Source organism: Acinetobacter sp. 5862, from assembly GCF_024494585.1.
In the GTDB taxonomy this organism is placed as follows: domain Bacteria; phylum Pseudomonadota; class Gammaproteobacteria; order Pseudomonadales; family Moraxellaceae; genus Acinetobacter.
Map to the genome: position 1 here is coordinate 15,585 of NZ_JANHGP010000051.1, position 24,377 is coordinate 39,961.

Sequence of the window (24,377 nt, forward strand, 5' to 3'; positions counted from 1 at the left end):
CTAAATCTAAGCACATTCGTATAATTTCATACCAATGATGGTCATTCATACTGCAAAAAAAGTGGAGTAAATACTTTGGAAGCGCGCGTAATCGGTCTGGAAAAATTAGGGAAACACGATGTCGAACTCGTAGGTGGGAAAAACTCATCTTTGGGTGAAATGATCAGCCATTTATCCAATGCTGGTGTATCGGTACCTGGTGGTTTTGCAACAACTGCTGCTGCTTATCGTGAGTTCTTGGATCAAAGCGGCTTAAATGCTCGAATTCAGGCTGAACTTGAGCAGCTAAATGTTGATGATGTAAACGCACTTATAGAGACAGGCGCTAAAATCCGTAAATGGATCGTTGATACCCCACTTACTGCTAATTTAGAACAAGAAATTCGTGACGCGTTTACAGCACTTTCAAACGGTAATCCAGACATCGCTGTTGCTGTACGTTCTTCTGCGACTGCAGAAGATTTACCTGATGCTTCTTTTGCAGGACAACAAGAAACTTTCTTAAATATTCGCGGAATTGATAACGTTCTGATCGCGATTAAAGAAGTTTTTGCTTCGCTTTATAATGACCGTGCCATCGCGTACCGTGTACACCAAGGTTTTGAACACAGTGTTGTTGCCCTATCTGCGGGTGTACAACGTATGGTTCGTTCAGAGACTGGTGCTGCAGGTGTAATGTTTACGCTTGACACAGAATCTGGTTTCCGTGATGTAGTATTTATTACCGCATCATACGGTCTGGGTGAAATGGTTGTTCAGGGAGCTGTCAACCCTGACGAATTCTATTTATCAAAACCATTGTTAAATGCAGGTAAACACTCAGTTTTACGCCGCAATCTCGGTTCTAAACACCAAAAAATGATTTATGGTGAAGAAGGCGCTGCAGGTAAATCCGTTGTTGTGGTTGATGTAGAAAAACCAGAGCGTCAACAATTTGCGTTAAATGATCATGAATTACATGAACTTGCTAAACAAGCATTGATTATTGAACAACATTACGGTTCGCCAATGGACATCGAATGGGCGAAAGATGGTGATGATGGTCAAATCTACATCGTTCAAGCACGTCCTGAAACTGTTAAAAGCCGTCAAAATGTCGGCACAATGGAACGTTACCTATTAAAACAACGTGGCACTGTCATCTGTGAAGGTCGTTCAATTGGTCAACGTATCGGTTCGGGCAAAGTTCGTGTCGTAACCTCGATTAAAGAAATGGATAAAGTACAAGACGGTGATGTACTTGTATCAGACATGACTGACCCAGATTGGGAGCCAGTAATGAAACGCGCCGCAGCGATTGTGACCAATCGTGGTGGCCGTACTTGTCACGCTGCAATCATTGCACGTGAGTTAGGTGTACCTGCAATCGTGGGTTGTGGTAATGCAACAGAAGTATTAACCGATGGTCAAGAAGTCACTGTTTCGTGTGCTGAAGGTGATACAGGCTTTATCTATGAAGGCGCATTAGATTTTGAGGTGCAACGTAACTCAATTCACTCAATGCCAAAACTTCCATTTAAGATTATGATGAATGTTGGTAATCCAGACCGTGCATTCGACTTTGCTCAAATTCCAAATGAAGGGATTGGTCTTGCACGTCTTGAATTCATCATTAACCGTATGATCGGTGTACATCCTAAAGCGCTTCTCAATATTGACAGCCTACCACGTGAAACGCGTGCTGCTGTAATGACACGTACATCAGGTTATTCTTCGCCAATCGAATTCTATGTAGAAAAGTTAGTTGAAGGTATTTCAACACTTGCAGCTGCATTTGCTGAAAAACCAGTCATCGTTCGTATGTCTGACTTTAAGTCAAATGAATATGCAAATTTAATCGGCGGTAAATTATACGAGCCAGAGGAAGAAAACCCAATGTTGGGCTTCCGAGGTGCGAGTCGTTACGTATCTGACAACTTCCGTGACTGTTTTGAGCTTGAGTGCCGTGCTTTGAAGAAAGCCCGTGATGAAATGGGTTTAACCAATATTCAAATCATGATTCCATTCGTGCGTACAGTGTCTGAAGCAAAACGTGTGATTGAGTTGCTTGCTCAAAATGGTTTAAAACGTGGTGAAAATGGCCTCAAAATCATTATGATGTGTGAGCTTCCAACCAATGCTTTATTGGCTGAACAGTTCCTTGAACATTTTGATGGTTTCTCAATTGGTTCAAATGACTTAACACAATTAACACTTGGTCTTGACCGTGATTCTGGTATCGTATCTCACTTATTTGATGAGCGTGATCCAGCGGTTAAAGCCCTTCTTTCTATGGCAATTCATGCATGCCGTAAAGCAGGAAAATACGTTGGTATTTGTGGTCAAGGTCCTTCAGACCACCCTGACCTTGCTAAATGGCTCATGGAACAAGGTATTGAATCTGTGTCACTGAATCCTGACTCAGTGCTTGATACTTGGTTCTTCCTTGCTGAAGAACAAATCAAGAAAGCCTAGTCTTTTAAAAAAAAGACCCTTTCGTAGGGTCTTTTTTCATCTTTAGTCATTGAGAATTTTTAATTATGCAAATTTACTTGGCTCGTAATAACCAACAAGCTGGACCTTATAGTTTAGACCAATTGAACCAAATGCTGTCTAGCCAACAAGTATTACTTACAGACTTGGTTTGGCACGAAGGTATGAGTGAATGGAAAACTCTTGGCGAACTCACTCAAGGAAAACTTGTCTACGAACCTGTAGGTTATTCATCATTCAATCATCAAATTAACAATCAAACTGAGCAGTCAACTTTTAAAATTAAAGTTGAACAAAAAACATCTGAACTCGCCTCATTTCATTCTCGTGCACTCGCTAAGGTGATTGACTTAACTCTTTGGCTTCCGATGGCTGCTATACCATCTTTTTTCTTTAACGAAAGCCAGTACACAGAATTATTTAAAATTCAAAAGCAATTACAAGCAAGCCAAGTCGCTTCAAGTGAAGCAGTTGAGTTGCAGCATCAACTTATGCAGCTTATTCCAAATGAAGCATGGATGAGTATTTTTGTTTATTTGATCCTAATGCTGATGCTGCAAGCTTTTTTAATTGCGAAGTCTGGACAAAGCATTGGTAAAAAAATAACCAAAATTAAAATCGTAGATGCTGAAACACATACGGCAATCAATACGATTAGAGCTTTTTGGTTGAGAAGTGCTTTATTTATCATTCTGAATTTATTGTTTATGCCATTTATTACCATTATCGACTATGCTTTCTTTGCATTTAATAAAAATCGCCAAACTTTACACGATAAATTGGCAAAAACTAAGGTCGTAAAGCAATAATTTTTAATTAACTAAGCAAAAGAGGATTTATTCCTCTTTTTTGCTCTATAAAATTGATATTTATAGAAAAAATACACATTTCAACAACAATTCCTACAAAATAAATCAGGTTTCAAAACAAGTATTTCTGACTGTGTTAGATGTAGCTTAGTTTTTCAATATGAGGCATAATGCCCAACAACGTAGCGGTGTCGCATGATTGCTAAGCATTTCACAAAAAATTCTTATCAATCATGCGACACTTTAATCGCTATCCCATAATTTAAATTAGGGAATGGGACTCTTCACCGAGGTTGTAAAATGAGACAAACGATTTTAGCTGTATTGTCTTTATCAACGATGGCTGCGCTCTTGACAGGGTGTGGCGGTGATATGGTACTACTAAACAATAAAGGTCCAGTAGGTCAAGGTCAAAGTAGCCTGATGATGACTGCGATCTATCTAATGCTATTGGTGGTGATTCCATCAATTATCATGGCATTATGGTTTGGTTGGCAATATCGCGCATCGAATAAAGATGCAGACTATAAACCTACTTGGGCACACTCTACGACAATTGAGATCGTTGTTTGGGGTGTTCCTGTCATTATTATTGGTATTTTAGCTTGGTTAACTTGGTGGGGTTCCCACAAGTACGACCCTTACCGTCCGTTAGAGTCAGATAAAGCGCCTTTAACTGTTCAAGCCATCGCTGAACAATTTAAATGGATTTTTATCTATCCTGAGCAAAACATTGCAACGGTAAACGAAGTACGCTTCCCAGAAAAAACGCCTGTAAGCTTTAAGATTACTTCTAACTTTACGATGAACTCGTTCTTCATCCCACAGTTAGGTGGTCAGATCTATGCAATGGCGGGTATGCAGACTCATCTTCACCTTTTAGCGGACGAACCAGGTGTATTCCGTGGTTTCTCAGCTAACTATTCAGGTTACGGTTTCTCACAAATGCGCTTCAAGGCACATAGTGTAACTGAACCAGAGTTTGCAAAATGGGTAGAAGCTGTTAAAGCGGGTAATGGTACAAGTATCAATGCTGAAGCAATTCAAAAAGGTACACTTGACCAAGCTGAATTAGCGACACTTAAAGATGGCGATCGCTCTAAACATCAGATCGAAATTCTTGTAAACCGTGCTAAGGCTGCTGGTGATGAAGAAGCACTTGCTAAAGCTGAAGCTATGAAACCGTTCCCGAACAAGCCACACCCTGTGACTTATTACTCTTCAGTTGAGCCAAAATTGTTTGAAACAATTATCAACCACTACATGAGTAATTATCACGGTGCTGACCACTCTGCTGCTGGACATGCAACAGCAGAAACTCATGCTGCAGCTGAACACGCTGCTCAAGGGGAATAAGACATGGATATGATTTTTGGCAAATTAGGCTGGGATTCTATTCCAACAGAGCCGATTGTACTCGTTACCATGGTCATGATGGCTCTTGGTGGCATTGCAGTTCTAGGCGGTATTACCTATTTCAAAAAATGGGGATACTTATGGAACGAATGGTTCACATCTGTAGACCATAAGAAAATTGGTATCATGTATATCATCGTATCAGTAGTCATGCTTCTGCGTGGTTTCGCCGATGCGATCATGATGCGTTTACAACTTTTCCTCGCTAAAGGCGGTGGTGAAGGTTACTTACATCCAGACCATTACGATCAGATCTTTACAGCACACGGTGTAATCATGATCTTCTTCGTGGCTATGGGTCTCGTTGTAGGTATGATGAACATTTCTGTTCCATTGCAAATCGGTGCTCGTGACGTAGCATTCCCATTATTGAACTCTTTAAGCTTCTGGTTATTTGCGGGTGCTGCTGGTTTGATGATGGCTTCACTTGTTTTAGGTGAATTCGCTTCGACTGGTTGGATGGCATACCCTCCTCTTTCAGGTATCCAATATTCACCAGGTGTAGGTGTTGACTACTACATTTGGGCACTGCAAGTTTCTGGTTTAGGTACGCTTTTATCTGGTGTTAACTTCTTTGTTACCATCATTAAAATGCGTGCACCTGGCATGAAATTAATGGACATGCCTATTTTTACATGGACTTCACTGTGTACGGCTGTATTAATCATTGCATCATTCCCTGTATTAACAGGTACGCTTGCAATGCTTACTTTAGACCGTTACTTCGGTTTCCATTTCTTCACTAATGAGCTTGGTGGTAGCCCAATGCTTTACGTGAACTTGATTTGGACTTGGGGTCACCCAGAAGTTTACATCTTAGTATTACCAGCATTTGGTCTATACTCAGAAATCGTTGCAACTTTCTCTCGTAAGACGTTGTTCGGTTACAAATCAATGGTATATGCAACTATCGCAATTACTGTACTTGCGTTCGTTGTATGGCTTCACCACTTCTTTACCATGGGTGCGGGTGCAAACGTTAACGCATTCTTCGGTATTATGACGATGGTTATTGCGATTCCTACAGGTGTGAAAATCTTCTCGTGGTTATTCACAATGTATAAAGGACGCATTACTTATACTACCCCGATGCTTTGGACACTTGGCTTCCTTGTGACTTTTGGTATCGGTGGTTTAACTGGTGTACTTATGGCTGTTCCACCTGCGGACTTCCTTGTACACAACTCACTCTTCTTGATCGCTCACTTCCATAACGTAATTATCGGTGGTGTGGTGTTTGGTATGTTTGCCGGCATCATCTTCTACTGGCCGAAAATGTTTGGTTGGAAGCTCAACGAAGCATGGGGTAAAGCTGCGTTCTGGTTCTGGTTCATCGGTTTCTATTTTGCATTCATGCCACTTTATATCCTTGGCTTCATGGGTATGACACGTCGTTTGAATACATATGACAACCCTGAATGGGATCCATACTTAGCAATTGCATTATTCGGTGCAGTATTGATTGCTATCGGTATTGCTTGTTTCCTTATGCAGATTATCGTTGGTTTCTTACAACGTCATCAAAATATGGACTACACAGGCGATCCTTGGGATAGTCGTACACTTGAATGGTCTACGTCATCTCCTGCTCCATTCTATAACTTTGCACATGTACCAGAAGCTAGCGGCGTTGACCGTTTCTGGACTGACAAAGAAAATGGCGTAGCATATGCACGTAACACTAAATATGAAGACATCCACATGCCGACTGATCGTGCTGCTGGTTTCGTGATTGCAATGTTCATTACTGTTCTTGGTTTTGCATTGATCTGGCATATTTGGTGGCTAGTCGTTGTTTCATTCGTTGCTTCAGTTGTTAGCTTGATCGTAAGCTCATTCACTAAGAATGTTGATTACTACGTACCTGCTGCAGAAGTTGAACGTATTGAAAATGAACGCTATGCGTTACTTGAAAAACACTTGAAGAAGGACTAAGGAAATGGCTGAAGTACTTCATCACGACAACCACGGTCATGACGGTCATCACGAACATGATGATACCGACTTAACTGTCTTTGGTTTCTGGACATACTTGATGAGTGACTTGATTCTTTTCGGATCACTCTTCATCGCGTTCGCTGTATTGAGCAGTCATGTCCCACCTGGTACTCCAAGTGCAAAAGACTTATTCAGTGAATCATTGGGTTATGTATTAGGTGAAACCTTTGCCCTTTTGATCTCTTCTGTAACTTTTGGTTTTGCAGTACTTGCATCTTATAAAAAGAATGTAAATCAAGTCATCACTTGGTTATTTATTACATTCCTTTTCGGTGCAACCTTCATCGGTATGGAAATCAATGAATTCCATCACCTTGTACATGAAGGCCATGGCCCAACTCATAGTGCATTCTTATCATCGTTCTTTACTTTGGTTGGTACACACGGTATCCACGTAACTTCTGGTTTAGTGTGGATGTTAGTATTGATGTATCAGATCAAAAAGAATGGTTTGACACTACCGAATACACGTCGTCTTGCTTGCTTAAGCTTGTTTTGGCACTTCCTTGACATCGTTTGGATCTGTGTATTCAGCGTCGTTTACTTACTGGGAGTTCTCTAATGAGTGGTCATGACCATAATGCTGCAGGTGCATCACACGGTAACTTTAAGCAATACACTGTTGGGTTTATCCTATCTGTTATCCTCACCATCATCCCATTCGGGATGGTGATGTCGGGCGGATTTAGCCGTGGCATCTTAGTTACTGTTATTGCAATCGCTGCTGTTGCTCAGGTAATCGTGCAACTTGTGTATTTCTTACACATGAATACATCATCTGAACAACGCTGGAACCTTATTGCATTTATCTACACAATCTTATGTATTGCTGTACTTTTAGTCGGCTCTGTGTGGATTATGAATTACCTACACTACAACATGATGATCTAAACTGATTGTCATGTGGAAAAAGTATTTATTCCTGACTAAACCAGGAATTCTCTTCGGTAATTTTATTACCACCTTGGGCGGCTTCTTTTTAGCCGCCCAAGGCTCTATAGACTTCCTCCTATTATTAATTACATTAATTGGAACAACTTTTGTGGTTGCTTCTGGTTGTGTAGTCAATAATGTTATTGATCAAGACATCGATCAAAAAATGCAACGCACAATGAATCGTGCTCTTGTTAAGAAAACCATATCTCCTTCTATTGCAATGTTTTATGCTCTTGTATTAGGTGTGATTGGTTTTAGCATGCTCTGGTTCTATGTGAATGCCTATGCATTTTTATTCGCAGTCATTGGTTTTGTCGTCTATGTCGGTTTTTATAGTTTGTGGACGAAACGTACCACGATCCATCAAACCGTGATTGGTAGTATTTCAGGAGCGAGTCCACCTGTTATTGGTTATACGGCTGTAAGTCATCATTTCGATATGGCTGCTCTTCTCATTTTTATTGCATATGCCTTATGGCAAATGCCGCATTCATGGGCAATTGCGATTTATCGTTTTGAAGATTACAAAAACGCAGGTGTGCCTATTTTACCTGTTGCACGTTCTATTCATAGAACTAAAATCGAATCGCTGATCTATGTGATTTTATTCACTATTGCGATGAATGCTTTGTATATATATGGATATACCAATATTATTTTCTTGGTCATCTGTAATGCACTTTGTATTTACTGGTTTTACATTGGTATTTTAGGATTTAAAGCTGAAGATGATCAGCTTTGGGCAAAACGCTTTTTCCTTTTTTCAGTAATCTTAATTACTGTGATTAGTTTGAGCTTTAGCTTTACATTTAAAAGCCCTGCACCCTTCCTCCCTATTTTTTAAAAAGATAGAGACTTCTCTGTCTTTTTATTCCCCACTTCAGTTGTTATCATTTCGTGCAATAAAAACATTTCACCCTTTATTGCCTAAATGAAACTACAAAATAAATTTATATTCAAATCAATTGTCTATTCTTCGCTTTCACTGGTCATTTGCTATAGCCCAATCACCTATGCTGGTGTAGAGCAATTTTGCGAGCCAAACCTTGCCATAAATGACAAAAATTTAAACGGCTGTAGCAATCTTCCTGTGTTATATCCAGCAAATGATAGTCAAACCAATATGACATTATTACTCAGCGACTTAGGGCTTGCGACAATTAAGCCGATGACAGCTGATGCCAATTTATGGGATGCGGTATATGGAACGGTACCTTTTGATGCAGCGAATCTGTCATCTCTGACTCAGAATAAATTGCCAAATCAAAGAAAACGATTAGAAAGAAATGACACCGTTTTTGACGAACGTTGTACGAGCTTTGATTCAGGTAATCAAACTTTTAATACACAAGTACAAAATAATAAAGCGATTCCAAATCTAGAAAAGCAAATTTTGATTTCTGAACGCAAGAAAATGAATCAGTGTGGTGACAAAATTGAATTGATTGCGATTAATCCAAATTGGTCAATCACAACACGTCAATATGCTTCTTATTTAAATGCGAGCATTCTGTTTTATAATGCAAACTACTCTGCCGCGACTAAAATTTATACGGTATTAAGTACTGTTGAGGATACATGGCTAAAAGAAACTGCACTATATATGCTGATTCGTACCAGCCTCAACTCAGCCTATACAACAGGTGTGGATCAATATGGTGATGTATATCTGGACAATATCAATCAAAATTTACTTAAACAATTTTTAGATCATATTACGGTTTATTTAAAAGCCTATCCAAATGGACAATATGTCGCGAGTGCTCGTGGTTTTATGCGTCGTGGTTTTTGGCTTTCAAAACGCCAAGATTTATTGGTTAATGAAATTGTCTGGCAACTCAAAAATCCGACATCAAAATTTTATAATTTGGAGATGAGTGAACTTCCCGCCGAAATTGATCGCCGAATATTTGATAGCTCAGCTTTTAATATTAACAATCTAAAAGACCCTTTCTTTTTGGCAGTATATGATTTGATGCATATGCGAATGCCTGCATCTGATCCTTATCGCCCAATAACATGGGCACAATTAGCAGCTCAAAAAGAATTTTTTAAGGCACAGCCTGAGTTATTCCAATATTTACAGGCAGTTCATTTGCTATTTGTCCAGAATAAACCACAGGAGGCCTTGAGCTATTTACCTAAAGATAATATTAAGAACAACAATTATTTACAGCTAAGCCAGAGCTTTTTAAAGGGGCAAATTTTAGAGAAAACTGGACAGAAACAGCTAGCGGAACACTATTGGAATCAACAGTTTGCCCAAGTAAAAGATAGTTATCAAAAAGGCCTGTTTGAAACGGCTTTATCCAATCATCTCGCTGCCAGACAGGATTATTCAGCTTTTATCGGTAAAAAAGCAAAAATGAGCCAGTTAAATCTGCAACGAAATTTTATTACCCAAGTGGCAAATGCAGACAGTTTACAAAAAATCATCCAGTCGAATGACAGTACCCTTGATCAAAAACAGGCAGCCACCTATACCCTATTAAGCAAAAGTTTAGTTCATCAAAATTTTGACTTATTTAAACAAAGCTTTGCTTTCATGCCTAAAAATGCAGTGCAATATAAAGGTTATAATAGTGACAATGAACAATTGAAGAATAAGCCAGATTTTTCTAATTTCATTTGGAATGGAGCAAACATTACACCACAACTAAAATGCTCAAATTTAGAGACTTTAGTTAATCAACTGGCTCAGACACCTAAAGATCCATTATTAAATGTTTGCTTAGGTGAATATTTCCGTAGTGAACAAGGTTATTCACTACAACAGTTGGCTTATGCTGAACAGCAACAATCCAGTTTTTCAGGAAAAATATTTGCCCGTGGTCAGGTATATAAAGACATTCTAAAATCATCCAGTAAAGATGATTTACACGCCTATGCCTTATATCGTTCGATTCAATGTTATGCACCCAGTGGAATCAATGATTGTGGTGATGCAGAAGTGAGTAAGCCAGTTCGTAAACAATGGTATGACCAGATCAAAAGAGACTATCCAAAGAGTACTTGGGCAAAATCACTTAAATATTATTGGTAACTTTTAGCCATGAAGTTGCTTAAAACGGTTTTCTGTATTTTTCTGGTTTTTAGCCTGAATGCCTGCCAACCGACACAATCAGCAACTTCAAAAGTTGATGCCAATGATTTTGCTTCTTTCTGGATTTGGGCTGATATTCAGACAGCCCCTTATCTGATTCATGCGAAGGAACTGTATATTTTACAAGGTGAAATCCGTTATTCCAAATCAAAACAGATTTCAACTTTCACACCGCAAGGCGTATCCATACTGAAATCACCCCATCAAAAAATATGGCTGGTTTTCCGAACCCATCATTTGGCGTGGAATGAACAAAATTACCAAACCATTCTCAATCGATTGGAACACTGGAGAAATCAGGGCAATCAGGTTCAAGGCATTCAAATTGATTTTGATAGTAAAACCAACAGCTTGAAAGACTATGCCATTTTTCTACAAAAACTCAGGCAGAAATTACCCCAACAATATCGGCTCAGTATTACAGGATTACTGGACTGGACCAATTTTAAAGATCAGAACACCTTAACACTTTTTAGGCAAAATATTGATGAACTGGTGATCCAGACTTATCAGGGCACGACCACAATCCCGAATTATCCTGAATATTTAAAACGTATCTCTGCCCTGCGCTTGCCCTATAAAGTTGGGTTGGTACAACATGGAACATGGTTCGGGAATAGTACAAAACAAAAAGATCGCTATTTTAAAGGCTATGTGGTGTTTTTACTTCGATCAAAAGCGTGAATTTACTTGCGATTTAAGCCAAACATGACTAGAATTGTCGCTTCGCAATTTGCGACATAACTAAATTAGTTATGACTCCTTGCTTCTGGCTTTATAAAGTCAGGGGCTGCTTAAACCGTAAGGAGCTGACAATGCGTCACTACGAAATCGTACTATTGGTACACCCAGACCAAAGCGATCAAGTTGTAGGTATGGTTGAACGCTATATCTCTCAGATCAAAGAAGCTGAAGGTCAAATTCACCGTTTAGAAGATTGGGGCCGTCGCCAATTGGCTTACCCAATCAACAAGATTCACAAAGCACACTACATTCTTATGAATGTTGAATGTGGTCAAACGACTCTTGATGAATTAGAAGAATTGTTCCGTTATAACGATGCAATCATTCGTAACATCATCATCCGTCGTGAACACGCAATTACTGAAGAATCTTTACTTGCTAAGAGTGCTGAAGAGAAACGTGCGCGTAAAGCTCAACGTGAAGAAGCACAACAAGCAATTCAAGAAGCTGAATAAGGAGAACCTCAATGGCACGTTTTTACCGTCGTCGCAAGTTCTGCCGCTTTACAGCTGAGAATGTTGCGTACATCGACTACAAAGATATCGACACTTTAAAACAGTACATCACTGAAAACGGCAAGATTGTTCCTAGCCGTATTACAGGTACTAAAGCTCGTTATCAACGTCAATTAGCGTTAGCTATTAAACAAGCTCGCTATTTGTCTTTGATTCCGTACACTGACAACCATAAGTAAGTGAGGTGAGCTGTGGACGTTATCTTATTACAACGCATTAAGAACCTTGGTAAATTAGGCGACAAAGTATCAGTTAAAGCTGGTTACGGTCGTAACTTCTTGATCCCTCAAGGTAAAGCTGTAGCTGCAACTGAAGCAAATACTGCTGCATTTGAAGCTCGTCGTGCTGAACTTGAGAAACAAGAAGCTGCTATTTTAGCTGCTGCGAATGCACGTGCTGAACAATTGAACGAAGTAAATATCGTTATCACTGCGAAAGCTGGTGATGAAGGTAAACTTTTCGGTTCTATCGGTACTCGTGATATCGCTGACGCTTTAACGAACGCTGGTCTAGCAGTAGATCGTGCAGAAGTTCGTTTACCAAACGGTGCGCTTCGTCACACTGGTGAATTCAACATCGCAATCCAATTGCATCATGATGTTGTTGCTGAAGTTCTCGTTACTATCGTATCTGAGTAATTTCTGCAAAGAAAAGAGCATGTTTTTACATGCTCTTTTTTTATGCCTAAAATTTTATATTTTAGTACACCCTACTTTTCCAGCAATTAAACAATTTTCTTCCAATTAAATTCTCCTGTCTGCGTCCATTTGGATTAAGATAGTCAGTCGTTACAGTTTCATCTTTTTATTAGGTCTTGTTATGTCACAGGCGAATGCCAATTTTACGAAAAATTCTCCAAACACAGAGAGTAAAGTGAGTGACTCAGGTCAATTAAAAGAATTTCGTACACCACCGCACAATCTCGCAATTGAGCAAGCTGTGCTCGCGGCATTAATGACGGTTGCCGAATCATTTGAACAAGTTAGCGATTTACTTAAAGAAAATGATTTTTATGCAACACGTCATAAATATATTTATCGTGCCATCGAAAAACTAGCGCAAGAAAACTCGCCTTATGATGCTGTATTGGTCAATGATTGGTTACTCAAACAAAACCTGCTTGATGCAATTGGTGGTGAAGAATATTTGATGCAATTGATGGCAGATTCACCTTCAAGCTTTTACAATCTTGAAATCTACGCCAATAAAATTAAAGAATTTTCAACACTACGCGCAATGATTAAAGTCAGTAGTGATATTTTGCAAAATGCTTATGACACCAAAGGTCGCCCTGTCAGTGAAATCCTAGATTTAGCCGAAACCAGTATTTTCTCTTTGGCCGAACAGCATAACAATAACAAGAAAGATTCAGGGCCAAAATCGATTAGCTCTGTCACTGCTGATGTGATTTCTAAACTCGATGAACTTTCTAAATTAGACGGCAATATTACAGGTTTAACCACAGGTTTCTTAGAGTTAGATAATAAAACCTCAGGTATGCAACCTGGGGATTTGATTATTGTTGCAGCCCGTCCTTCGATGGGTAAAACCACCTTCGCCATGAACTTAGTTGAAAGTGTACTGCAATACAACCGCTTACCTGCTCTCGTATTCTCAATGGAGATGCCAGCAGACTCGATTGCTATGCGTTTGATCTCAGCAATGGGTAAAGTCCATCAGGGTCATCTACGTTCAGGTAATCTCGATGCAGATGAATGGACCAAAGTCACAGGAACTATTCTTCAATTACAAGAAATGCACCTCTATATCGATGATTCCTCTGCCCTACCACCAACCGAACTTCGTGCACGTGCGCGACGTATTGCCAAAATGCATGATGGAAAAATCGGCTGTATCATGGTCGACTACTTACAGTTAATGAAAGTGCCGGGTATGGGCGATAACCGTGTGGGTGAGATTTCGGAGATTTCTCGAAGCTTAAAAGCACTAGCTAAAGAAATGCAATGCCCTGTCATTGCACTGTCTCAGCTTAACCGTAGTTTGGAGAACAGACCCAATAAACGCCCTGTCATGTCAGACTTACGTGAATCAGGCGCAATCGAGCAAGATGCCGACTTGATCATGTTTATTTATCGTGATGAAGTCTATAACAAAGAGTCTAAAGAAGCTGGTACAGCCGAAATTATTATCGGTAAACAACGTAATGGTCCAATTGGTTCAGTTCGTCTTGCCTTTGAAGGTCAATACACTCGCTTTAGTAACCTTTCACCTGAGTTCTATGCTCAATACGATGACGAGGAATAATCCCTCGGTTATTGATCTGCCTTAAAAACTTTCCATGTCGACCCAAAGGAGAAATCAGGGTGCGCCAAGCAACAGTTTATATTGATAGTGATGCACTACAATATAATTTAAACCGCGTTAAACAACTTGCTCCACATTCACAAATTGTTAGTATGGTCAAAGCAAATGCTTATGGACATGGAGTTAAAGACTGTTTAGCCGCCTTGGATGCCACAGACGCCTTTGGTGTCGCCTGTTTAGAAGAGGCTTTAGAGATCAGGCAACTGGGATATTCTCAACCCATCACTTTGATTGAGGGCATATTTTCAGAAGACGAAATGCAACAAGTAATTGAGCACAAACTCGAATGCCTGATTCATCAAAGTCAACAAGTTGAATGGTTGATTCAGCATAAACAAGCTTATAATGCTTTGGGCTTAAAAGTGTGGGTCAAGCTAAATAGTGGTATGAATCGTTTGGGTTTTAAAGCGACAGACATTATTACAGTGATTCAACGATTAAAATCTCATGGTTTTAGCTGTGTACTCACCATGCACTTTGCCAACGCAGATGCAAACCACCCTTTAAATGAGCAGCAAATACACCAGTTCTTACAGGTAAAACAAGCCTGTGAACCAATTTTGGTATCTTGCTGTAATTCTGCCGCGATTTATAAATATCCTGAACTCCATTTCGACTTTGTTCGTCCAGGGATCATGTTGTATGGTGCAACGCCTTTTGCAGATCAAAACGTACATGCGCTTGATCTCAAACCTGTGATGAGCTTTGAGGCAGAAATTATTGCGCTTAATTCTATTCAACAAGGCGAATCTGTAGGTTACGGTTCAACGTTTACAGCAACACAGCCTATGAATATTGCCATTGTTTCCATTGGATATGGTGATGGTTACCCACGTGCTTATTTAAAACCCAATTTCGTTGCAATTGATGAACAACTTGTTCCTGTTATTGGTCGTGTCAGCATGGATATGATTGCCATTGATGTCACTCATATTCAGGCAGAGATCGGCACTAAAGTCGAGCTTTGGGGCAAATCTCGTTTGGTTGATGATGTCGCTGCGGCAAATGGCACGATTGGTTACGAATTATTATGTCGGTTAAGTAATAGACCTATTCGAAAAGTGATTTAAAACAGATAAAAAATCCAAGCCTTTGCTTGGATTTTTTCTTATATGATTACAAACCATAATCAGTCGTAGGCTTTGGTAACTCTTGAAGTCCACGGCGTAAGGTTTCAGACCATTGCTTACTAATCTGAGTAAAATAAGGATCATCTTCTCGGATGCGTTTTCCTTCAGGGATTTTAAAACTATCTTTATGATAAACCAACGCGTCTAAAGGCAATCCAACAGAAACATTAGACCTTAATGTTGAATCAAAAGAGATCAAACTGCAGCGTAACGCATCATCTAATGGCATCGTATAGTGCAGTGCACGATCTAAAATTGGCTTTCCATACTTACTTTCACCAATCTGGAAATATGGGGTATCGGTAGTCGCACAGATAAAATTACCTTGTGGATAGACATTATACAGTTGCATTTCCTCACCCTGAATCTGCCCACACACCAAAATACTACACGAGTAGTTCATCTGTTCCTGAGTATCAGTCGTAACATCCTCGAGTACCTTACGCAAAGTCTTTCCAATTAATTCAGCAACTTCAAACATGGTATTTGCGCTATATAAATTTGGCTCTTGATGTAATGCTAAAGCATTTTGTAAATGACCAATAACAGCTTGAGTTGTTGCTAAATTACCTGCTGTTTGCAATGCAATAAAACGCTCACCTTCAACACCAAAGGTATATAATTTACGAAATACAGAAATATGATCGACCCCTGCATTAGTTCGAGTATCACTAATCAATACCAAACCTTGCTCTAATCTTAATGCACAACAATAGGTCATCTCTTCTTCTCTTACCTTCAACAAGCCAAAACTTGAACCGTAGATATCATACTTTCCACCCCACCTTGCTCACGGATACCTCGAATTGGTGCAACATCTAGATAATCACGACCAACTGCGACATAAATATGATTTTTGGGGGTAAATATCTGGTTACTTATATCGAAACAATACCACTCATTTTCTACAAAAACCTCAGCCCATGCATGACTGGCTAGGTGCGGTTGATTTGCATCATATATATAGCCAGACACATAACGAGCTGGTAAATGTAATCCACGACACATCGCAATTAAAATATGTGCATGATCTTGACATACACCTTGTCTTGCATGAAATGCATCAATTGCACAAGTCGTCACTGAGGTGGTCTCAGGCTGGTACTGAACTTGTTGTAAAATTTTCTCAGATAAAAGTATTAAATGCTTACGATCTTTTACTTTGACCACCGCCTGAGCAAAATCAAGCATACTTAGATCGCAACACGTCATCATGGTACGCTGCAAAAAAAGCATTGGAGAAACATCCGTTTCTACATAGCCGAGTTCTGTTGCATATAAATCAACGACACCTTGCGCCATAATGGTCAAGTAGCGATATTCATGTCTCTGAGTTGCAGTAATCCATAAATTATTAAATGCGTCTCTTTGACATGAATATTGTCCCGGCACACTAATATGCCAGTTTTCTATGCTTTGGTGCATAGAACTCTGCGGCATCATTTTAATCGATTGCACACTATTTCGAGCAACTTGCGTATAACGATAGTGCGTTTGATGATTCACCATGAGTTTCATGAGAATGCCTCAAATTGATTTTCTAACTTATAGGTAAAGGCATAAAACTGATTTAAATTAGGTTGCTCTTTTAGAATCTGCCAATTTGGCTGCAAGTCATCCCAACCTAGTTCAAATAACTGTTCAATAATCGGATCAATCGAAGCTATAACATCCTGAATATTATGTTGAAAACGGAAATGCGTATCAATTTTTTCAATACATTGTCCAACATGAAAGAATAAGAAAACATCGTTTTGTTCTGGTTTTAAAAGAGCACAACACTTCCCTACGACGGCTTGAATCTCTTCACCATCTGATACTGCATTTTTAATGATATGATTCAGCTCAGCATAGGTTTGAGCTGACAGTAAACCACGTAATTCTTGAATATTATCTCGAGCAATCTCAAGCTGGCTCAATAAAGAATAGGGTTGTTGATGATCTAGCATAAAATTATTCAGATTCTCAGCATCATCGATATGTAAACAAAGCGCTTGAGCAAAATCTGCTGCTTGTTCATCATCACAAAATGGCAAATGGCTAGCAACATGACCAATTCTAAATAAATAACGACCTAACCAATAAATATGATGAGCGCTTGAGCTAAGTAAAAGCATAAATTTCCTCCCTTATATATGATCAAAATCCCCAAAGTACGGCACTAGGCGATAGACTTTGGACTAAAACTCTTAAGGAAAGCGTTCAAGAATGCAATGTTTCTACAACCCATGTATCTTTGATACCACCGCCTTGAGAGGAATTAACCACTAAAGAACCCGCTTGCATTGCAACTCGAGTCAGACCTCCTGGCACAATCTCAGTACGATAAGGCGAACTCAAAACGAATGGACGCAAATCGATATGTCGTTCAGCAACCCCTTCAGACGTTAATGTTGGTGCTACAGAAAGTGCCAGAGTGGGTTGTGCAATATACAAATGAGGTGTTTCAATAATTTTTTGTCTAAATAGTTCAATTTGTTGTTGATCTGCTTGTGGTCCAATCAACATCCCATATCCACCCGAACCTTGGGCCTCTTTCACGACCAATTTTTCTAAATTACTAAGTACATAATCCAAGTGTTCTTGATCACGACATTGATATGTCGGAACATTACTTAAAATTGCTGTTTCACCCAAATAAAATTGAATCATTTTATCAACATAAGGATAAATTGATTTATCGTCAGCAACACCTGTACCTGGTGCGTTTGCAATCACAACATTTTTTTGCAAATAAGCCGACATCAACCCTGCAACTCCTAATGTACTATCAGGTCTAAAAGTTAACGGATCAAGAAAGTCATCATCGACACGGCGATAGATCACATCAACTTGCTGACGACCACGAATTGTTTTAACAAAAACTCGATCATTTTCAACAAATAAATCTCGACTCGTGACTAATGGCACATCCATTTCTCGTGCTAAAAATGAATGCTCATAATAAGCACTGTTAAAACGACCCGGTGTTAATACCACAATAAGTGGCTTATCCACATAAGCATTCTCTTCTAAAATTGCTCTTAATAAAGTTGGATATTGTTCTATACCTTGCAAATTATTACTGATGCACAAATCAGGCATTAGTTTTTGACTAATCTTACGACTCTCAATCATATAAGATACGCCAGACGGTGTTCTTAAGTTATCTTCAAGTACGAAAAAATCACCCTGACCATCACGAATAATATCAATACCGCTAATTTGTGAATAAACCTTCCCTTTAAGATGATGATTTAACATATGTGGCTGAAATGCTTCATGTGCAATCACTTGATCAGCAGGAATAAGCCCCTCTTTTAAAATATGTTGCCCATGATAAATATCATCCAAAAATGAATTGAGTGCTTTCACGCGTTGTGCACAACCTGATGAAATTTTTTCCCATTGTTTCTTTTCAATCACTCTTGGAATCAAATCATAAGGAATGGTTCGCTCAGCACCCTCTTGATCGCCATACACATTGAATGTGATTCCCTGATAAAGGAAATGTTGCTTCGCTTGATTCCCAAGTGTTCGTAACTCATCAAGGCTGCGAATACTCAACCACTGTTCAATTTTTTTCGAAGCTTGTGCATTAAAACTTTTGTCATCAAGCATCTCGTTAAAAAACTCAGATTTAAGCTGCTCAAACAAGTTTGTGCTGACACTAAGCTGTGGGATAAATGTAGACGAATGGACTGATACTGCTGCCGTTTGCTCTTGAGTATAATAATCCGCACTGGCATGTAGGTTGTGTTCTTGTTCTGACATAGAAACCTCGTCTCATCATTTATTTATATCTTAAATAAGCAATTTCAATGCCACCTATATAAAACGATTATTTTTTCATCAGGATTAAGATCATTCAATAAATCGACAGTTGTTTCAGTCGTAAATACGTAATCTCAAGATCTTGGGCTTGCTAAATAGTGCTAGTTTTTTTATTGTGTCTGCTTTAGACCATTAAATTACGTATTTCGCTTATGTCATCCGTACAAGAAAAAGAAACTTCCAATAGCCTTTATCGCCAATGGCAGATATTGTCTCGTCTTTCTACAGGGAAATGGATGGGGACACGTGAATTACAAGAAACATTACAACGTGAAGGAATCGAAATTAGCCTTCGAACCATTCAGCGGGATTTAAATCAGATTGCTCAACGCTTTCCCATTGAAAGTAATAAGACTGTACCGCAAGGTTGGCGTTGGCGTTCAGATGCACCAATCCAGAGCTTGCCACATATGACCAGCTCTCAAGCTGTCACCTTTATGATGGTAGAAGAACATTTAAGACACTTACTTCCGCCAAGTTTACTTGAAGAAATGACACCTTGGTTTGATCTGGCAAAACGTAGTTTGTCTACACAAAACAATGTCAGACAATGGATCAATCGAGTTCGTATTGTTCCTGCTTCGCAACCATTAATCCCTCCGATGGTTGATAAACAAGCTCAACAAGCAATTTATGAAGGCTTACTACAAGATAAACAAATTGAATGTATATATCGAGCACGGACCAATTCAGGCGAAGATAAATCCTATATTTTAAATCCTTTAGCTTTGGTTCAAAAAGGTGCAGTAATTTATTTAATCTGTACCAGAAATGATAAAACTGAAGTACAAACTTTTGCCCTGCACCGTTTTAAAGCAGCAACTGTACTTGATAACCGTGCTCTACATCCCGTAAATTTTGATATTGATAATTATATCGAATCAGGCGCGTTGGGCTTCCGTGTAGATTACAGCAAACCGACCGAACAAATTCAGCTCAAACTAACGATGACTGAAAGTACAGCAAAAAGCTTTTATGAAAGTCAGTTAAGTAAAGACCAAAAGATTACGCCGTTAGAAGAAAATATTGTTGAGGTTAGTGCAACAGTCGCTTTTACCTCTCAACTGGTGTGGTGGTTACGTAGCTTTGGTAAAAAGTTGCTCAATATTGAGCCAAGCGTTGTATATAATGCTGTGAAAGAGATAGAAGATTAATAAGGCAAAAGAATTAACGTAATTGGCTATCCTTACTTCCCCGCCGATTAAATAGTTCCAATGCCTTACTCTTTTCCTCAAGTTGTTGCTGGCAACGAATACAATATTTCACGCCTTTCATCGCTTCACGGCGGGCTTGAGGAATGGGCTCGCCACATTCTTCACAATATAATGCGGCTTCTCCATCTTCATTATGAGAAAGACCTTGTCTTGCTTTTGCAATCGCATCATAAATTGTTGCATCAATTTGCTCCTGCTCTGCACCGTCACGTGCCCAGCCACCTGCCATTGCTGATCCAGTTTCATTTTTATATCTTGTCAATTTAAAATTCTAATACCATTTTATTTAGCTCACAATACGATTATTTATACCGATCACAACTGCTGTGCTATCCACTTCAAAGCACAGCAGTTTTTATTTTTAGAAAAAATAAGGGAATCAATAGATTCCCTTAGATTTCTTATTCGTTTTTTTATTTAACATTTAGGATTATTCTTATTGTATTAAAATGTTCAAACCAATTCCTTTCCCCGCCTGATCAAAATTGGCTTGTACCTTTTTAATCGCCTTGATATAACCTAACATTGGCATGCCAGTTCATATCCATTATAGCGAATTGTTTTTTTCGTCATGGTTAAAACCCTCTTCGTTTGAATGTAGAGTGAATATAACGGGGATTTTCCATTCTGTGAAATAACAATGACTGAAATAAAAAGCTGATTTTTTGCTAGAGATTTTTGATATATAAATCCATAAAAATAAAAAAGCCCCTTTTAAAAAGAGGCTTTTGACGTTATCTATTCAGTTTAAGCTGAAAATGGATGACGTAAAATAATGGTTTCTGCACGATCTGGACCTGTAGAAACAATATCAATTGGGCATTCAATTAACTGCTCAAGACGTTTTACATAGGCTAACGCATTTGCAGGAAGTTGATCAATTTGAGTTAAGCCTACTGTAGACTCACTCCAACCTGGCATTGTTTCATAGATTGGTTTTAAGCTTTCAAATGAAATTGCATCAGAAGAACCTGCACAGCCTGAATCCACATCTTCATAGCCTACACAGATCTTGATTTCTTCTAAACCATCTAATACATCTAGCTTAGTCAAGCAAATACCAGACAATGAGTTCACTTCAACTGAACGACGTAGAATTTCAGCATCGAACCAGCCACAACGACGTTGACGACCTGTAGATGCACCAAATTCGTGACCCACAGTACCTAAATGACGACCAATCGCATCACCTGTATCTGTAGCAGCATCGTAATGCAACTCAGTTGGGAATGGACCAGCACCTACACGTGTTGTATATGCTTTAGTAATACCTAATACATAATCTAAATGTAATGGCCCCATACCAGAACCAGAACTTACGCCACCAGCGGTTGTATTCGAACTTGTTACAAACGGATAAGTACCATGATCGATGTCAAGTAACGAACCTTGAGCACCTTCAAACATAATTGACTTACCTTCTTTGCGGTAATCATGTAACACTTTGGTCACGTCAATCACTAATGGTGCAAGCACTTCACGCCATTGATTACAAAGCTCAAGTACATCTTCAAACTTCACTTCATCAACACCATAGAATTGAGAAAGTTGGAAGTTATGAAGCTCTAGCATTTCCTTAAGTTTTTCTTCAAGTAATGCGCCACCACGAATCAAATCAGCTACACGTACAGCACGACGTGCAACTTTATCTTCATAAGCTGGACCAATGCCACGACCTGTTGTACCAATTTTGGCATTACCACGTTTTTTCTCACGTGCTTGGTCTAATGCAATATGGTTAGGCAAAATCAAAGGACAGTTTGGTGAAATACGTAAACGCTCTTTAACAGGTACGCCTTCCGCTTCCAAAATTGCCATTTCTTTGATTAATGCTTCAGGAGAAAGAACAACACCATTCCCGATTAAGCACAATACGTTTTCACGTAAAATACCTGATGGAATGAGGTGTAATACAGTCTTCTTACCACCGACGACAAGTGTGTGACCTGCATTGTGTCCACCTTGATAGCGTACGACCGCAGCCGCCTGATCTGTGAGCAGGTCGACGATCTTACCTTTACCCTCGTCGCCCCATTGGGTACCCAGTACCACAACATTTTTGCCCATAATAGCCTCATTACATCATGCTGTTAAAATTGGAAGCTAAGCTTTTTAAACTTAGCAATTAAATTTTTTCAATTACCCATTGCCCATTTTGCAACACCATTTGATGCGTCGCATAAGGTACAGAGCTTAAATCATCATTACCTAACAATTGCACTACACTTAAACCTTGAGTACGTGCATCAGCAATTGCATTCAATAAATCTTGTTGATTGCCTTTAGGAGCGACAACTGTTTCAATTTCAGTAAATTGTGTAGCACCCAAAGCATATAAATCACAACTAAAACCTGTTGCTGGACGAGCACGACCAAAGTGCTCACCAATACCATCATAACGCCCACCCTGAGCAAGTGGCGCAGCGCGATTAGGCGCATAAATGGCATACATCAAACCCGTATGATAGTGGTAACTACGCAGCTCAATAACATCTATACCAATATCAAGACTAGACCAGCGAGATCTTATTTCTGCAAAAGTTGTTCTCAATGCATCAAACGCATTTTTAAAATCAACATCATTTAAAACATCTGGACTTAAATGTGCTTGCAAAGCTTCTAGATCGCTCGCATAACGACCTAGAGCATAAAAATCAGTACCCATTGGCAAGTCTTGAGTAAATTCTTCTAATTCTGGTAAAGCCTTGCGCTGATATAAATCAGACAGCTGATTTTCAGTATTTTTATTTAAACCAGCGCGCTTAACCAGACTACGGAATAAACCAACATGACCTAAGTCTAGGTGAACACCTTGTAAACTATCTGTTTTTTCCAACAAACCAAGCATAACATCAATCATTTCGACGTCAGCTTCGATGCTGTCATGACCATATAGCTCCGCACCCAACTGGAGTGGAGCGCGTGTTGCATTAAAGTTTTGCGGTTTTGTATGAAGGACTGTACCTGCATAGCAATAACGAGCCACACCTTCAATTGGTCGAACATGCGCATCAATACGTGCAACTTGCGGTGTCATATCCGCGCGTACACCAAGCAAACGACCAGAAAGTTGATCAATCACTTTAAAAGTGACTAAGTCCAAATCTTGATTCGATTCTGAAAGTGAAGATAACGATTCGATGTATTCAATAAATGGTGTATATACCAATTGATAACCGCGAACTGCAAGAAAATCTAATGCTTGTCTACGCAAAGCTTCAACAACTTGCGCTTGCTCGGGCAATACATCTGCTACCCCATCAGGGAGCAACCATGTCTCTGAAATGGTCATGTTCCAAACCTAAAATCTGTTCAATGTGGAGGCATCCACACAAAAAGCAACCACATAAAAAAATCGGGTGAATGCCCGATTCAGCGTAGTGTAACATGAAGATTTCTATGATGCACCTGAGAATTTTAGTAAATCCCGCATAAAAATAGGCAACCAAAATGATTGCCTAAAATCAATTCCAAGTTTTTTAGATTTGATTATGCTGGGCTATATTCGTACTTCACATCATAGGTAACATTAAAACCGTTTGCATTTACTGTCGCATTGATATTACCTACCGTACCATTAAAGCTACAGCTATTAATCTTAAACTGACCATTTGGTAATTGTGCTGTGACATCATTAGAACCACAGAATTCATTTTGATTAGCTGGTTTTGGAACATTCTTCACTGTTACTGTTGCACCTTGCCCCATCACAGAAGTTGTAACATTCAAATTATAATTTCCTGAAGGAATATTTGGATTATTTCCTAGATCAACAACGACATTTAGACCTGTTGTATCAACATTAGACTTCCTTCATAAATCATTTTTCAATCAATTTAATTGTTTATCTTTCACCCAATCTAAATTGTATATGCCAGCAAGTAAATTAAACCGCAGGTTTA

The 24,377-nt window shown here is 39.1% G+C and carries 23 protein-coding genes; 15 read left to right on the forward strand and 8 right to left on the reverse strand.

The annotated features are described in order from the left end of the window. Positions 1 to 75 precede the first annotated feature (75 nt). From ppsA to alr, 14 genes are all read left to right on the forward strand, one after another. Positions 76 to 2,454, forward strand: coding sequence for a phosphoenolpyruvate synthase (gene ppsA, locus NO346_RS09180; protein ID WP_004661374.1), 2,379 nt, complete (start codon positions 76 to 78; stop codon positions 2,452 to 2,454). A 65-nt stretch (positions 2,455 to 2,519) separates the two neighbouring features. Beyond that, positions 2,520 to 3,281, forward strand: coding sequence for an RDD family protein (locus NO346_RS09185; protein WP_256414984.1), 762 nt, complete (start codon positions 2,520 to 2,522; stop codon positions 3,279 to 3,281). Positions 3,282 to 3,581: 300 nt separating this feature from the next. Continuing rightward, complete coding sequence (cyoA, locus tag NO346_RS09190) at positions 3,582 to 4,637, forward strand: ubiquinol oxidase subunit II (RefSeq protein ID WP_256414985.1); 1,056 nt, start codon at positions 3,582 to 3,584, stop codon at positions 4,635 to 4,637. A 3-nt stretch (positions 4,638 to 4,640) separates the two neighbouring features. Further along, on the forward strand, positions 4,641 to 6,632 hold the full coding sequence (gene cyoB, locus NO346_RS09195; RefSeq protein ID WP_087536104.1) for a cytochrome o ubiquinol oxidase subunit I: 1,992 nt from the start codon (positions 4,641 to 4,643) through the stop codon (positions 6,630 to 6,632). Positions 6,633 to 6,636: 4 nt separating this feature from the next. Then, positions 6,637 to 7,257 (forward strand): cytochrome o ubiquinol oxidase subunit III, encoded by a 621-nt coding sequence (gene cyoC / locus NO346_RS09200; RefSeq protein ID WP_004661370.1) that lies wholly within the window; start codon positions 6,637 to 6,639, stop codon positions 7,255 to 7,257. Then, positions 7,257 to 7,586, forward strand: coding sequence for a cytochrome o ubiquinol oxidase subunit IV (locus NO346_RS09205; RefSeq protein ID WP_087536102.1), 330 nt, complete (start codon positions 7,257 to 7,259; stop codon positions 7,584 to 7,586). The genes cyoC and NO346_RS09205 overlap by 1 nt, the downstream gene beginning before the upstream one ends. A 10-nt stretch (positions 7,587 to 7,596) precedes the next feature. After that, entirely contained in the window at positions 7,597 to 8,475 is an 879-nt protein-coding gene (gene cyoE / locus NO346_RS09210) for a heme o synthase (RefSeq protein WP_256414986.1), read from the forward strand. 87 nt (positions 8,476 to 8,562) lie between these two features. Next, the gene (locus NO346_RS09215) at positions 8,563 to 10,674 is read left to right on the forward strand and encodes a hypothetical protein (RefSeq protein ID WP_256414987.1); all 2,112 of its coding nucleotides are present in this window, start codon (positions 8,563 to 8,565) and stop codon (positions 10,672 to 10,674) included. Positions 10,675 to 10,683: 9 nt separating this feature from the next. Next, on the forward strand, positions 10,684 to 11,418 hold the full coding sequence (locus NO346_RS09220) for a DUF3142 domain-containing protein (RefSeq protein WP_256414988.1): 735 nt from the start codon (positions 10,684 to 10,686) through the stop codon (positions 11,416 to 11,418). A 131-nt stretch (positions 11,419 to 11,549) separates the two neighbouring features. Further along, positions 11,550 to 11,933, forward strand: coding sequence for a 30S ribosomal protein S6 (rpsF, locus tag NO346_RS09225; protein WP_004654408.1), 384 nt, complete (start codon positions 11,550 to 11,552; stop codon positions 11,931 to 11,933). An 11-nt stretch (positions 11,934 to 11,944) separates the two neighbouring features. Then, on the forward strand, positions 11,945 to 12,172 hold the full coding sequence (gene rpsR / locus NO346_RS09230; protein ID WP_000090661.1) for a 30S ribosomal protein S18: 228 nt from the start codon (positions 11,945 to 11,947) through the stop codon (positions 12,170 to 12,172). A gap of 12 nt (positions 12,173 to 12,184) precedes the next feature. Further along, complete coding sequence (gene rplI, locus NO346_RS09235; RefSeq protein ID WP_004912185.1) at positions 12,185 to 12,631, forward strand: 50S ribosomal protein L9; 447 nt, start codon at positions 12,185 to 12,187, stop codon at positions 12,629 to 12,631. 181 nt (positions 12,632 to 12,812) lie between these two features. Next, the gene (gene dnaB, locus NO346_RS09240; RefSeq protein ID WP_087536098.1) at positions 12,813 to 14,258 is read left to right on the forward strand and encodes a replicative DNA helicase; all 1,446 of its coding nucleotides are present in this window, start codon (positions 12,813 to 12,815) and stop codon (positions 14,256 to 14,258) included. Positions 14,259 to 14,317: 59 nt separating this feature from the next. Then, positions 14,318 to 15,388, forward strand: coding sequence for an alanine racemase (alr, locus tag NO346_RS09245; protein WP_256414989.1), 1,071 nt, complete (start codon positions 14,318 to 14,320; stop codon positions 15,386 to 15,388). 46 nt (positions 15,389 to 15,434) lie between these two features. On the opposite strand, the gene NO346_RS09250 is transcribed toward alr, so the two are convergent. From NO346_RS09250 to NO346_RS09265, 4 genes are all read right to left on the reverse strand, one after another. After that, complete coding sequence (locus NO346_RS09250; protein ID WP_256414990.1) at positions 15,435 to 16,169, reverse strand: proteasome-type protease; 735 nt, start codon at positions 16,167 to 16,169, stop codon at positions 15,435 to 15,437. A 17-nt stretch (positions 16,170 to 16,186) separates the two neighbouring features. Beyond that, on the reverse strand, positions 16,187 to 16,966 hold the full coding sequence (locus NO346_RS09255) for a transglutaminase family protein (RefSeq protein ID WP_256414991.1): 780 nt from the start codon (positions 16,964 to 16,966) through the stop codon (positions 16,187 to 16,189). Then, on the reverse strand, positions 16,963 to 17,565 hold the full coding sequence (locus NO346_RS09260; protein WP_256414992.1) for an alpha-E domain-containing protein: 603 nt from the start codon (positions 17,563 to 17,565) through the stop codon (positions 16,963 to 16,965). The genes NO346_RS09255 and NO346_RS09260 overlap by 4 nt, the downstream gene beginning before the upstream one ends. Before the next feature lie 85 nt (positions 17,566 to 17,650). Next, complete coding sequence (locus tag NO346_RS09265; protein WP_256414993.1) at positions 17,651 to 19,201, reverse strand: circularly permuted type 2 ATP-grasp protein; 1,551 nt, start codon at positions 19,199 to 19,201, stop codon at positions 17,651 to 17,653. 212 nt (positions 19,202 to 19,413) lie between these two features. Between NO346_RS09265 and NO346_RS09270 the strand changes: the two genes are divergently transcribed. Further along, the gene (locus NO346_RS09270) at positions 19,414 to 20,415 is read left to right on the forward strand and encodes a YafY family protein (RefSeq protein ID WP_256414994.1); all 1,002 of its coding nucleotides are present in this window, start codon (positions 19,414 to 19,416) and stop codon (positions 20,413 to 20,415) included. 13 nt (positions 20,416 to 20,428) lie between these two features. On the opposite strand, the gene NO346_RS09275 is transcribed toward NO346_RS09270, so the two are convergent. The 4 genes from NO346_RS09275 to NO346_RS09290 form a co-directional block, all read right to left on the reverse strand. After that, entirely contained in the window at positions 20,429 to 20,704 is a 276-nt protein-coding gene (locus NO346_RS09275; RefSeq protein ID WP_005160973.1) for a DksA/TraR family C4-type zinc finger protein, read from the reverse strand. A gap of 518 nt (positions 20,705 to 21,222) precedes the next feature. Continuing rightward, a complete protein-coding gene (locus NO346_RS09280; protein WP_005160977.1) occupies positions 21,223 to 22,542 on the reverse strand; it encodes an adenylosuccinate synthase in 1,320 nt (439 codons plus the stop codon). Positions 22,543 to 22,600: 58 nt separating this feature from the next. Further along, positions 22,601 to 23,767 carry an ATP phosphoribosyltransferase regulatory subunit gene (locus NO346_RS09285; protein WP_256414995.1) on the reverse strand — a complete coding sequence of 389 codons (1,167 nt, stop codon included), beginning with the start codon at positions 23,765 to 23,767 and terminating at the stop codon, positions 22,601 to 22,603. 197 nt (positions 23,768 to 23,964) lie between these two features. Further along, complete coding sequence (locus NO346_RS09290; protein WP_256414996.1) at positions 23,965 to 24,204, reverse strand: hypothetical protein; 240 nt, start codon at positions 24,202 to 24,204, stop codon at positions 23,965 to 23,967. Positions 24,205 to 24,377: the final 173 nt, after the last annotated feature.